This window comes from Olivibacter sp. LS-1, assembly GCF_008245145.1.
Lineage (GTDB): Bacteria > Bacteroidota > Bacteroidia > Sphingobacteriales > Sphingobacteriaceae > Olivibacter > Olivibacter oleidegradans.
Genome location: NZ_CP041643.1, coordinates 356,932 through 369,586, shown reverse-complemented (window position 1 = coordinate 369,586; position 12,655 = coordinate 356,932). Strand labels below are relative to the sequence as shown.

Annotated in this window: 12 protein-coding genes; 9 read left to right on the top strand and 3 right to left on the bottom strand. The window is 42.4% G+C overall.

Annotation, left to right across the window (positions count from 1 at the left end):
* Positions 1–21: 21 nt before the first annotated feature.
* From FKG96_RS01570 to FKG96_RS01535, 8 genes are all read left to right on the top strand, one after another.
* Positions 22–1,590, top strand: coding sequence for a RagB/SusD family nutrient uptake outer membrane protein (locus tag FKG96_RS01570; protein WP_149105078.1), 1,569 nt, complete (start codon positions 22–24; stop codon positions 1,588–1,590).
* Positions 1,591–1,600: 10 nt separating this feature from the next.
* Positions 1,601–2,326, top strand: coding sequence for a DUF1080 domain-containing protein (locus FKG96_RS01565; protein WP_149105077.1), 726 nt, complete (start codon positions 1,601–1,603; stop codon positions 2,324–2,326).
* A gap of 18 nt (positions 2,327–2,344) precedes the next feature.
* Positions 2,345–3,712, top strand: coding sequence for a Gfo/Idh/MocA family protein (locus FKG96_RS01560; RefSeq protein ID WP_149105076.1), 1,368 nt, complete (start codon positions 2,345–2,347; stop codon positions 3,710–3,712).
* A gap of 96 nt (positions 3,713–3,808) precedes the next feature.
* Entirely contained in the window at positions 3,809–4,522 is a 714-nt protein-coding gene (locus FKG96_RS01555) for a DUF1080 domain-containing protein (protein ID WP_130854902.1), read from the top strand.
* 217 nt (positions 4,523–4,739) lie between these two features.
* Entirely contained in the window at positions 4,740–5,879 is a 1,140-nt protein-coding gene (locus FKG96_RS01550; RefSeq protein WP_149105075.1) for an acyltransferase, read from the top strand.
* 119 nt (positions 5,880–5,998) lie between these two features.
* Positions 5,999–6,838 (top strand): SDR family NAD(P)-dependent oxidoreductase, encoded by an 840-nt coding sequence (locus FKG96_RS01545; RefSeq protein ID WP_149105074.1) that lies wholly within the window; start codon positions 5,999–6,001, stop codon positions 6,836–6,838.
* A 36-nt stretch (positions 6,839–6,874) separates the two neighbouring features.
* Positions 6,875–7,816 (top strand): AraC family transcriptional regulator, encoded by a 942-nt coding sequence (locus FKG96_RS01540; RefSeq protein WP_013664212.1) that lies wholly within the window; start codon positions 6,875–6,877, stop codon positions 7,814–7,816.
* Positions 7,817–7,938: 122 nt separating this feature from the next.
* Positions 7,939–9,717, top strand: coding sequence for an ABC transporter ATP-binding protein (locus FKG96_RS01535; RefSeq protein WP_149105073.1), 1,779 nt, complete (start codon positions 7,939–7,941; stop codon positions 9,715–9,717).
* A 94-nt stretch (positions 9,718–9,811) separates the two neighbouring features.
* Here FKG96_RS01535 and FKG96_RS01530 read toward each other — a convergent pair whose 3' ends face one another.
* Positions 9,812–10,231, bottom strand: coding sequence for a DoxX family membrane protein (locus tag FKG96_RS01530; protein WP_130854905.1), 420 nt, complete (start codon positions 10,229–10,231; stop codon positions 9,812–9,814).
* Between the two features lie 191 nt (positions 10,232–10,422).
* Between FKG96_RS01530 and FKG96_RS01525 the strand changes: the two genes are divergently transcribed.
* Positions 10,423–11,292: an alpha/beta fold hydrolase gene (locus FKG96_RS01525; RefSeq protein ID WP_149105072.1), complete on the top strand. Its 870-nt coding sequence runs from the start codon at positions 10,423–10,425 to the stop codon at positions 11,290–11,292.
* A gap of 138 nt (positions 11,293–11,430) precedes the next feature.
* On the opposite strand, the gene FKG96_RS01520 is transcribed toward FKG96_RS01525, so the two are convergent.
* Positions 11,431–12,063, bottom strand: coding sequence for an isochorismatase family cysteine hydrolase (locus FKG96_RS01520; RefSeq protein WP_130854907.1), 633 nt, complete (start codon positions 12,061–12,063; stop codon positions 11,431–11,433).
* A gap of 25 nt (positions 12,064–12,088) precedes the next feature.
* Positions 12,089–12,619 (bottom strand): hypothetical protein, encoded by a 531-nt coding sequence (locus FKG96_RS01515; protein ID WP_130854908.1) that lies wholly within the window; start codon positions 12,617–12,619, stop codon positions 12,089–12,091.
* Positions 12,620–12,655: the final 36 nt, after the last annotated feature.

Below are 12,655 nucleotides of genomic sequence, written 5' to 3'. Positions count from 1 at the left end.
TTTATGCGATATATAACAGCTATGAAAAAGATTCTTTTATTAAGTATGACGGCTTTAATACTGTCATCTTGCAGTAAGGATTTTATTGAACTTACGCCACCTTCTAATTTAAATAGTAGTGATTTTTATAAAACCCAACAAGATATTAATCAGGCTACTTTATCTGCTTATGCCAGTCTGCGTGAACTCTATAATGGGACCTATTATCGCTTGGGCGAAATTCGTTCTGATAATACCACTTACTCTTGGTTAGCCGGTAATCCGGCAAATGAAAAGGGAATAGACGAGTTTGCCTCCCCGTTGCTGCCCGAGAATAATTTTTTGATGGATTGCTGGGATGATAGTTATCATACCATTTTGCGATGTAATCTCGTCCTAGGGCGAAGCGATGGTGCTACTTTTACCGATGAAAAGCTTCGGAACCAATATAAAGCAGAGGCTAGCTTCATACGCGCATCTACTTATTTTTGGTTAAATAGGGTATTTGGCGGTTATGCACTGAACGGGGAGCTCTTAGGTGTCATTAAAGCGGATAAAGAACTGACACCTGATGAGGCCTATCAATTGCGTCGGGTACCCTTGGAGGAAATTTATGAATTAATTATTAGCGATCTTCAATTTGCGGAAGCTAACCTTCCGGAAAATTATGGCGGAAGCGATAAAGGGCGCGTCGCCAAAGCAGCGGCTAGCGCTTTATTAGGAAAGGTTTATATGTTCATGGCAGGATATCCTTTGAATAAAGGGAATGAGTTTTATACCAAAGCCATTGAAAAATTCCGAGAAGTGATTAATAACGGACAGTATGCATTGGTGGCAAGCTATGCCGATCTATTCGATGTAAATAAGAAAAATAGTGTGGAATCGCTTTTTGAAATTCAATACATGAAAGGTTCACCGAATGGGGTTACGGGAAGTCCGTGGAATAATAATTTTGCTCCCCGTTTTTCGGATAAAGAAGTAGTGCTGGTGGGAGATAAAAGCGGTCAGAACGCCCCGACTCAGGATATGTCGAATGCTTATGAAACCGGAGACCCTCGAAAATATGTATCCATGCGCGATGGTTGGGTAAACGCCAAAACCGGTGCCTTTGAAACCGATAAATATATTCGCAAATATTACGATGTAGCGACCAGTGGTTCCGATAACGGAAATAACTGGATCGAACTTCGGCTGGCCGATATTTATTTACTCTATGCTGAAGCGCTGGTGCGCACCGGTACAGATCAAGCGACCGCCTTGGTCTATCTAAATAAAATACGGGAGCGGGCTAGAAATACACCCGGAGATCCAAATGCCCCAGCTCCTGCTAATCTGCTAAGCGATTATCAATTAGCAGACTTTGCCAATGATCAGGCTTTCCTGCTAGCGATCGAAAAGGAGCGTCGTGTAGAGCTTGCTTTTGAGAATCATCGCTGGTTCGATCTCGTTAGAACCAGTAGAGCGAAGGATGTCATGATTGCGGAACAAAAAGCCGATGGTTTTAATAATTTCACCTGGAGTGATGACGCGCTGGCCTATCCCATTCCGATGACTGTCATGCAAGCCAATCCGCAACAGATTATCCAGAATAAAGGTTATACACAATTATAAATGCTAGATCATGACAATTCAAGTAAATCTCTTTTTTTTACTGATATTCCTTGCGCTCTTCGGGTTAAGTAACCAAGGCGCGTATGCACAGGATAATGCCTTAACACCACAAGAGAAGGTAGCAGGCTGGCAATTGCTTTTTAACGGAAAAGATTTAACCGGTTGGACTTCTACAAAAGGCACCTCACCGAATGCAAGTTGGAAAGTTGAAAACGGCCAACTTTCTTTAAAGGAAACCAGAGGGCAACGACATCTCGATATCATTAGCGCAGAAGAGTATAGCGATTTTGACCTGCGTGTCGATTTTAAGTTAACAAAAGGTGCCAACAGCGGTATTAAGTACTTCTTTACACAGTATAGCGAGGGTGGATGGCTCGGCATGGAATACCAGCTTATTGATAATGATTACCATCCGGACGCCAAGCTCGGCCGCGATGGCAATCGCCAACTGAGCGCCTTGTATGATATGCTGGCCGTTGAGAAAAAAGTACCGGTTAAGGTAGGCGAATGGAATCATGCCCGCGTAGTTTCAAAAGATAGTCAAATAGTCCATTATCTCAATGGCCAGGAAGTACTTCGCTATGATCGCAAGAGCGCGGCATTTGAGAAAGCACGACAGCTGAGCAAATTTAAAGAGGCGAAACCCGCTTTCGGTTCAGTTAGTAAAGGGCACATCTTGCTACAAGACCATGGAGACATCGTCTATTTTAAGAACGTGAAAATAAAAGCATTATAAAAATTTAAAAAAGACATCATGAATGCTAAATCAAGAAGAGATTTTATAAAAAAGTTGGGAATAGGCACAGCCGCTTTAACAGTTGGTGCCGACATAATAGACCATCACCCTGCGTTGGCCTTTAGTGCCAAAAGCTACCGCAATATTATCGGAGCTAATGAGCGTATTCAGCTTGCCACCATCGGAGTAAATAGCCGCGGAAGCAGCATGAGCGGTACTTTTGCCAAGCAAAAAAATGCAACCGTAGCCTGCATTTGTGATGTAGATGAGCGAGCCATTCCAAAAGCAATGAAACGTGTTGCAGAGGCAGGGCAAAGCAATACACCCCGCGCTGAGAAAGACTTACGGAAAGTATTGGAAGACAAAAGTATTGACGCTATCTATACGGCGACACCCGACCATTGGCATGCACCATTAACCATCATGGCTTGCCAGGCAGGCAAGCATGTATATGTTGAGAAGCCAATGGCACATAATCCGGCAGAAGGAGAGATGGCGGTAGCAGCTGCCCGAAAATATAACCGTGTTGTACAAATGGGAGCACAGCGTCGTTCGGCGCCCACACTTACCAAAGGCATTGAGTTCTTGCATCAAGGCATCATTGGCAAGGTGTATATGGCCAAAACGTGGTATACCAACACCCGCAAAGCAACTTTTCTGAAACCCGGTACCGTTCCTTCCTGGCTCGATTATGATCTGTGGCAAGGCCCAGCACCGCGGGTACCTTATAAGGACGGCTTAATCCACTACGATTGGCATTGGTTCTGGCATTGGGGAACAGGTGAAGCTTTGAACAATGGTACCCACGAGGTAGATGTTGCCCGTTGGGGTTTAGGTGTAGATTTCCCAACACGGGTAAGCTCAATCGGAGGGCGTTATCAATTTCAGGACGATTGGGAAACACCCGACACACAGGTTGTAACCCTGGAATATCCTACTGCAACCCTCATTTGGGAAAACAGAAGCTGCAACGGACGCCAAGTAGAAGGTTTGGAACGAGGCGTTATTTTCTACGGCGACAAGGGAAGTTTGGACACCGGTGAAGATGCTTATAAGATCTATGATTTACAAGGTAAGCTCATCAAAGAAGAAAAATCGACATCGGCAAACGAAGGTTTGGCCGGTAGAAATACAGCAAGTCCAAGCTTGGGGATGGACAGCTTACATGCTGCCGATTTTCTGGATGCGATTAAAAATAATAGGCAACCAAACTGCGATATCGAACTTGGCTATAAGAGTACAGTGGCCATGTTGTTAGGGAATATATCTTGGCGAGTAGGCCGTGATTTAAGGATTGATCCTAAAAACGGGCATATTGTAGGTGACGCCGAAGCGGAAAAATTGTGGAGCCGGAGCTATGAGCCGGGATGGGAACCTAAAATTTAAAGAAAAAGGGGCTGCGGGAGAGTCTAAGATTTAGATCGATGAACGGACCTGCAGCTTCTATACCGTTGTCTATGGATTTCTAATAAATCAACACAAATGAATAGGCTAAAAATGATGGTCTTACTTTTTGTACTACTCATGTATAAAGTACAGGCACAAACGGAAAATGAGTTAACTGCCCAAGAGAAAGCAAACGGATGGCAGCTCGTTTTTGATGGAAAAAGCTTTGCAGGTTTACAAAAACTAGCTGATGGCGGTTGGGTGGTGAAAGATGGCTTATTGATGGCAACCCCGATTCCGCATGGAAAACAAATGGATATTATCACCACGGCTTCCTTTGATAATTTTGAACTGACCTTTGAATTTAGGGCGGCAAAAAACACCAATAGCGGTGTTAAATATTTAGTCACCAATACCTTTCCAGGGAAAAAGGGCACTTATTTAGGGCTGGAATATCAAATTCTGGATGATCTGCATTACCAATATCCCGAGCGAGGCGAATTGCGGTCTGTCGCCTCACTTTACGATCTCATTCCTGCCGATCCAAAAAAGGAAGTAAAAGCACTTGGCGAATGGAATACCGCCAAGATTATTGTAAACGGGCGTCATATCAGCCATTGGCTTAATGGCAAAAAAGTGGTCGCATATGATCGGAGTACACCTGCATTTGCACAACTGATTCAAGCAAGTAAATACAAAGACCTTCAAAATTTTGGAAAAGCCGAAAAAGGACATCTCCTTTTTCAGAATGAGGGCACACCAGTTGATTTCCGAAACATCAAAATCAGGCCTTTGACGAATGTAAAATAAAAATAGTTGACTTAATTAGCCATCTCATAAAAACAAGAGATGGCTTTTTTTGCAACAGCCGTCCATTCTTCGTTAATTGCTATGCATTTATTTACCCTAGGTAACCATTTTTTTGAACTCATTTCATAAATTGCGCGGCAAGAAAAAGAAAGTTTTGGATAACACCTCGCCGTATGGTCATTTGGTATTGAAATAACCATTCAATTTATACATTTTTATGCACAAAATCGCTTCTGCTGCTTTTGCAGACACTAAACCCCACTACATTCTTCTTGACGGCTTAAGAGGCGTTGCGGCTCTTATGGTTATTTGGTACCACATATTCGAAGCATTTGCAACAAGTCCTGTCGACCAACACTTCAATCACGGATATTTGGCCGTTGATTTTTTCTTTATACTGTCCGGCTTCGTTATCGGCTATGCTTATGATGATCGTTGGAAAACAATGAAAGTAAAAGATTTTATCAAACGTCGATTAATCCGTTTACATCCCATGGTTATTATGGGCGCTATTTTAGGCGCGATTACTTTCTATATACAAGGCAGCGTGAAATGGGATGGTTCGAAGGTATCTTTATCCATGTTAATGCTAGCTTTACTCATTAATCTCTTCTTAATCCCTGCTGCTCCTGGCTCGGGCCCCGAAGTACGTGGAAATGGAGAGATGTATCCGCTCAATGGCCCTAGTTGGTCCTTATTCTTTGAGTATATCGGCAATATCCTGTATGCATTGTTCATCCGTAGGTTATCGGCAAAAGCACTTGGAGTACTCGTCCTGTTGGCCGGAATCGGATTGGCGTCCTTTGCTATATTTAATTTTTCCGGTTATGGCCATTTAGGTGTAGGATGGACGATGGCAGGCCATAACCTGATCGGTGGATTTCTACGTTTGTTGTTTTCATTCTCCGCCGGTGTATTGATGTCGCGCAAGTTTAAACCTGTAGAAGTAAAAGGCGCATTTTGGATCTGCAGTTTGGCGATTATTATTTTACTTTCCATACCCCATATTGGGGAAGCAGAAGCTCTTTGGATGAACGGGATCTATGATGCACTATGTACACTTGTTATTTTTCCCATACTGGTCTATTTGGGTGCCTCCGGAACTACAACCGGCAAAAGCTCTATTAAAATCTGTAAATTCTTAGGCGATATATCGTATCCACTATATATGGTACATTATCCTTTCATGTACCTGTTTTATGCATGGGTATGGCAAGAAAATCTTACCTTCACCCAAATATGGCCGATAACGTTGCTTCTCTTTTTGGGTACTATATTAGTAGCTTATCTCTTCTTAAAGCTTTATGATGAACCCTTTAGAAAATGGTTGAGCAAGAAATTGCTGATGAAAAGTTAATCGACTATTTGAGATATAAGATAACCTATCCTCATTATGACTACAAATATCCGCACTTAGCACACAAGTAAAAAATGTGCATAAACTACTTTTGTTGGGAACAAAAACGATAAACAATCATGACACAACAAAAAGATAAAGTTTGGTTCATTACCGGCACATCGCGTGGTTTTGGTCGTGTATGGGCGGAGGCCGCCTTAGCACGAGGCGATAAAGTAGCAGCAACGGCACGTAAGTTGGAAAGCATTGCCGATCTGAAAGATCAGTATGGCGAGCAAGTATTGACGGTAGCACTTGACGTAACGAAACCCGATCAGGTGAAAGAAGCAGTCACAGCCGCACATGCGCATTTTGGTAGGTTGGATATCGTGCTCAATAATGCCGGCTACTCCTTGGTAGGAACTATCGAAGAAGCAAGCCCGGCAGATATCCGAGCACTTTACGAGACCAATATTTTAGGGCCGGTTGCCGTGATACAAGCCGCCTTGCCCTTGCTTCGAGAGCAGGGGTATGGCCATATCCTCGGTACTTCCAGCAACCTTGGCCATGTTACCATGCCGGTAATAGGCTATTACTGTTCTTCTAAATGGGCATTTGAGGCTATTCATGAAAGCTTAGCGGCGGAGGTAGCCCCTTTCGGTATTCAGGTAACGATTATTGAACCGGGGGCCTATGCTACCGAATTCGGTAGTCAGGAATCCTTAAAGTTTGCGCAGGGTATGGAGGTATATACTGATTTCAAAGCTAAATTTGTAGACAGTTTAAAAACCATGGAAAGAGGCGATCCGGCAGCAACGTCACAGGCCTTGTTTAAAATGATAGACGCGGAACAGCCACCGCTGCGTTTCAACTTGGGTAGCCATAACCTATCAGGTACCCGAGCGGCTTACGCGCAACGATTGGCTATTTGGGAGGCTTGGGATGAGGTATCCCGCGCCGCTCAAGGTGAACCGAAATAAAAAACAACCATAACCGGTTATCATAACTAGCCGGTTATGACTATATTAGCTGTTGGCATGAAAAAGGAAGAAAAAAGCTTACATAAATTTGAATCGCTTTCAGATGCACATCGGGTTTTTGGTTTGCCTCAGCCCCGGCATCCGCTTATTAGCCTTATCAATGGAGCACACACTCAGATCGAACTTTTTAAAATTCCGCAACGTCACGTTTTGGGATTTTACAAAATCTCGTACAAGCCAAAGCTGAGCGGAAAGCTGAAGTATGGCCAAGGTTACTATGATTTTGATGAGGGAGGCCTGTTATTCGCTTCCCCCGGTCAGATAATAGGCGGTAATGATGATGAGGGCGCTGTATGTTCAGAATACACCCTGTTGATTCATCCCGATTTCTTTTTAGGATATCCCTTGACAAAAAAGATTAGGCAGTATGGTTTTTTCTCTTATGCCGCCAACGAAACACTCCATTTGTCGGAAGAGGAGAAAGCAATCATCATGTCCATTTTCCGTAATATCGAAACAGAACTCAATAACCGGATTGACGACTTCAGTCAGGACGTAATGATCTCCCAGATCGAGTTGTTGCTTAATTATGCCAATCGCTTTTACAAGAGACAATTCATTACGCGTAAGGTCGTTAGCAATGAGCTGTTGCAGAGACTAGAAGAGTTATTAAACCAATATTTTGATCAAGAAATGCCGTCAAGCCAGGGCACGCCAACTGTGAGCTACCTTGCTGAAAAGCTACATCTTTCGCCCAGCTATCTGAGTGATATGTTGCGTTCCCTAACAGGGCAGAACGCGCAACAGCATATTCATGCAAAAGTAATTGAAAAGGCTAAAGAGAAGCTTTCTACCACCAACTTATCCGTGAGTGAAGTAGCTTATGCACTAGGTTTTGAACATTCACAGTCATTCAGCAAGCTTTTTAAAATCAAAACGAAGCTATCACCGCAAGCGTTCCGGAACTCCTTTAATTAAATATAAATTAGCTAATTCATCATTTTTAACCGCCGTTAGGGTGTTGTCGCCAATTCATTTAAATTGTCTAGCGTAAAAAAATTAAGGGTATTGCACATAATCAGTTACCTTTACATTGAATTATGGCTAACCCTTACATCTCCCTATTACGCACCGCCTGGACTTATGCCCGAGGTGAGAAGCAACGCTATGTTTTCATATATGGGCTGTTTATTCTTGCCAGTGCAGCCTTTGCCACTTATCCGCTACTGTATGGCTGGTTCATCAACGGTATACAGCAGGAAGGAGCTGCGTACCTACATTATGCTTGGCTCTATGTAGGGGCGTATATGCTTCTCAAGTTGGTGGAATGGAGTTTCCATGGACCGGCGAGAATACTTGAACAGAAGTTGGCATTCGCCCTTAGCCGAAATTTTTTGCAAGATCGTTATCATCAAACCTTACATCTTCCGGTGAAGTGGCATCAGGATAATCACTCCGGAATTACCATCAATAGAATCCCGAAAGCCTATACAGCCTTGAAATCCTTTTTTGAAAACGGATTTATGTATACCTATGCATTGATGAAGTTTGTGTTCTCTCTCATTGCTATGATTGCTTTTTCGCCGTTGTTTGGGCTGATCGGTGTAGGTATCGGCATGCTGACGGTTTACGTCATTTTCAGGTTTGATAAGCCCTATATCAAGGCACTGGACGAAACAAACGAAAAAGATCATATCGTATCCGGAACACTGTTTGACAGCCTTTCTAATATCATCACCGTGATTACTTTGCGGCTACAGAATAGAATGGAAAAGAGTTTAATGGGGAAAGTAGCTGATGTTTATCCTCCTTATAAGACGTCCGTACATGTAAATGAATTCAAATGGTTCATCGCCGATATGCTTGTAGCGCTTATTTATGTAGTTACCGTACTGGGATATATTTATCAGCACGGCCAGCCTGGTCAACTCTTTTTAATCGGTAATCTAGTTGCCCTGCTGGGATTTGTCAACCAGTTCACGAGCGTTTTTCATGACGTAGCTTGGCAATATACGCAGATCGTTCAATTTAATACCGATGTGGAAACCTCCCGTCATATTAGCGATGCTTATCAACAACAGCATCAGGCCGAGGCTACGGTAGCACTACCAAATGAATGGCAGCAGGTTGAGGTACAGGGTTTGAATTTCTCGCATACCGAAACCTATTCTTCCGGTCAAAATGCGCACAGCCTGCATGATATTCATCTTACCATTCAAAGGGGGCAGAAGATTGCGTTGATTGGAGAAAGCGGCAGTGGTAAAAGCACGCTTATGGCCATACTAAGGGGCTTATATACCTATCAGTCCGATACACGTATTAGATTAGATGGAAGTAAGCAAATTGATGCTGCTAGCTTGGCCGATGCTGTCACCCTCTTCCCGCAAGAGCCGGAAATATTTGAAAACACGATCAAGCACAATATCACCCTAGGGCTTCCCTTTTCTGATGAGGAAGTGATGGAAGTCTGTCGAATTGCTCATTTTGCAGAAGTCGTACAAACCCTTCCCAAAGGTTTGGAGTCGCACATTCAAGAAAAGGGTGTAAATCTTAGCGGAGGACAAAAACAACGACTGGCCCTTGCGCGAGGTATACTAGCGGCGCGATCAAGCAGTATTGTCTTGCTAGACGAGCCCACCAGCAGCATAGACCCTAAAACAGAGGTTAAAATCTATCAACATCTTTTTGAAGAATTTAAAGAAAAAGCACTTATCTCCAGTTTGCATCGCTTATACTTACTTCCATATTTCGATTATATTTACATTCTGCAAAATGGAAGAATAGTTGATGAAGGTAATTTTGTCGATTTGAAGGCACGTAGTGTGCTATTTGATGAGCTGTGGAAACATCAACGGGAAAACAGCCAGACCGGTAATTAAGCAATTGAAATTTAATCAACATATCAGGCTTTGATAAGTACCCCTATTTGATGAAATAAACTAATTGCGATATTCAATAGTGGTCACATCCATATCATAACGAGCTACCGGTATTGTTGGGTTTTTGTTGAACTGCTAATAGAAAAGCAGCTGCACTACCCACCCATACCGAATAATCGAGCGGTGCTTTTATTCCCAAAGAAACGGACATTGAAAGCGCAAATAGCAACAGTAGAATTCCCGTAGCAATAGCGGTCCATTTTAATTTAAAGCCCAAAATCAGTAATAGCGATAACACAATTTCCAAAAAAGTGGCTGCATAAGCGGAAAATCTGCTTAAAGTTGGAGGAAGAAAAAATGTGAGCGTTGCCGTATATTCTTCAAAACGCTGCCAGTTTCCCCAGGCTGAATTATCTCCCCAAAAACCTAGTCTGTCTGCAACTGCTGAGAGCATCGTCATAGCAAGAGCAAACCTTAAAAACAGTTGCGGAAATTGTACTAATTTCATGGCCATAGCTAAATTTTTAAATTAACAGTACAAAATTACTAACAGAAAAGCACATGAAACTTAAGTTGGTTTAAGAAATGCAATACAGACTTTCTTTCCAATCGTTCAGAACAAATATAACATGCATATGTTATTTCTAAACGATTGCGGTATAACTCTTTGGGTTAAGCCTGTATATTTCAGTTAAATACAATGGCATGTCGAGGCAAATCTACAACAGAACCATCAAAATCGATGGAATTGATATTTTCTACCGGGAGGCTGGCGATAGAAAATATCCATCCCTATTGCTATTACATGGATTCCCGACGTCATCCGTAGCTTTCAAAAATTTAATGATTGCCATGTCCGATCAATACCATCTTGTAGCTCCAGATTATCCAGGCTTTGGATTCAGTCAATTTCCCGTACCCGATACATTTAACTATACCTTTGGAAATATATCTATGTTGATACGCAAATTAACCGAGGCCTTAAATTTAAATAGGTTCGTTATTTACCTTCATGACTATGGCGCACCGATTGGACTTCAACTATGCATCAATCACCCGGAGAAGATTGCAGGTATTATTGTTCAGAGCGGTAATGCGCACCGAGAAGGTATGGGACCTGAATGGGACGAGTATATCGACTACTGGTACAACCCAACGGCTGAAAAGAAAAAAAAGCTCATTAAGTTTTTAAGCGTAGAAGGTATAAAAAACCAATACTTCGGTGGGCTTCCCAAAGAAACATTATCGAGGGTCAGTCCGGAATTTTGGATGCTTGACTGGGAGTTTTTGAAGAGGCCGGGTAATATTGAAAAGCAGTTTGAGTTAAACTGTGATTTCAAAACCCACCTAGAAATGTTTCCTGTTTACCAGGCCTATTTTCGCGAACACCAACCACCGGCCCTTGTCATTTGGGGAAAATATGAAATTTTCTTTTCTGTGAAAGAAGTGCCTTGTTATAAGCAGGATCTGCCCAACGCGCAAATTCATATTTTAGATGGAGGGCACGATGTGCTGGATACCCATTTTGATGAGGTGCTAACGTTAATAAGGAATTTTGTAAAATTTTTGTCCTAACAGCTCCCTACTAACCGTCATCCGCTTTAATCCAATTTAGTCAACAACTTATTTCATGTTTCATTATTGTATTGGTATTACCTTTAAATAAGACCCGTCCGTTGTTCAAAGGAAGCCAGCGGCTGTAAAGTAGCCAGCCTATAATTGCTTTCTCGGCAGTGCTTTTACCAGTTCTTCGGTTGTCAATATGAGATGGGCATACGTAGGCCCATTAAGTACATGTGCTGCATGCATCATTTCCTTAGTAAAGGCAGCGGTGGCGTCCTTTACTAAGGTTACATGATAACCTAATTCCATCGCAAATCGACAGGTGCCTTCGACACAGGTATTGGCTAGCAAACCAATAGCTATCACGTGACTAATACCTCGCTGTTTTAGCAACATGTCTAAGTCTGTATTGGCAAAACCACTTTGCGCCCAATGCTCCTTAACAACAATATCTCCATCTTGGGGAGCAAAATCTGGGTGCCAGTCACCTCCCCAAGTACCCTTTGCGAATGAATGGCGGTCCATAATAGCCAGCTGCGTCGGGTTAGGGTACCTCCAGTATTGATAGTCAGTGGATTCCCACCGTTTATGGGGCACGATAAACACAGGGATATCAGCTTGTCGGACCGCTTTTACAATAGTACGAAGATTATTTAACAGGTTGTTATCTTCAGCGACATCTTTAACCCTCGGCCAAATTTTTCCCCCTTCTGACAAAAAATCATTGTAAGGATCAATAAACAATAATGCGGTATTGTCGCCTTCGTATGTTTGAATTCTCATTTTCCTTCAAATTTTGCAAACCATATTAATTATTTCTGAAAGCATATCGTTCAATACTTTTTGCGAACAGAGGAGTCTCGCTTTGATTGTGATAAATCGATACCGGCTGCCGTTGGCTTTTGAATAATTCAAATGGAATCCCTTGTTTTTCAATACTTTTTATAAATTCCTCAGTGGGTTTTGAAATAACTCGGTTCGTGAATTCGCAGGTGTTATCGTCAATCTTTTTTACGCTCATCTCCCAATGAACAAGAATGTTAATGTGTCCGCTAGGTGTAAATATGTCAGAGACGGATTCCAATATAAGATGCGATGGCTTTGATACCTTTTCAATATAATGCTGAACCATTAGGCTTCCTCCAAGAACTTCAACATTTACAGACATCCTTTTACCGTCTGGCGACGTGGTAACACCCGAAGTAACGTGGGCAGGCGAACACGCTTGATATTCATGTTCAGGAAGCGTAAAGCACCATTCCGGAATGTTAATTTTTTCAATCGGTGCGTTGATCATAGCTGTAAAGCTTGAATCAACAATAACTTGTTCATTTTGCATACTAATCGCGTTTAATTAATTATTTTGATTGCATTT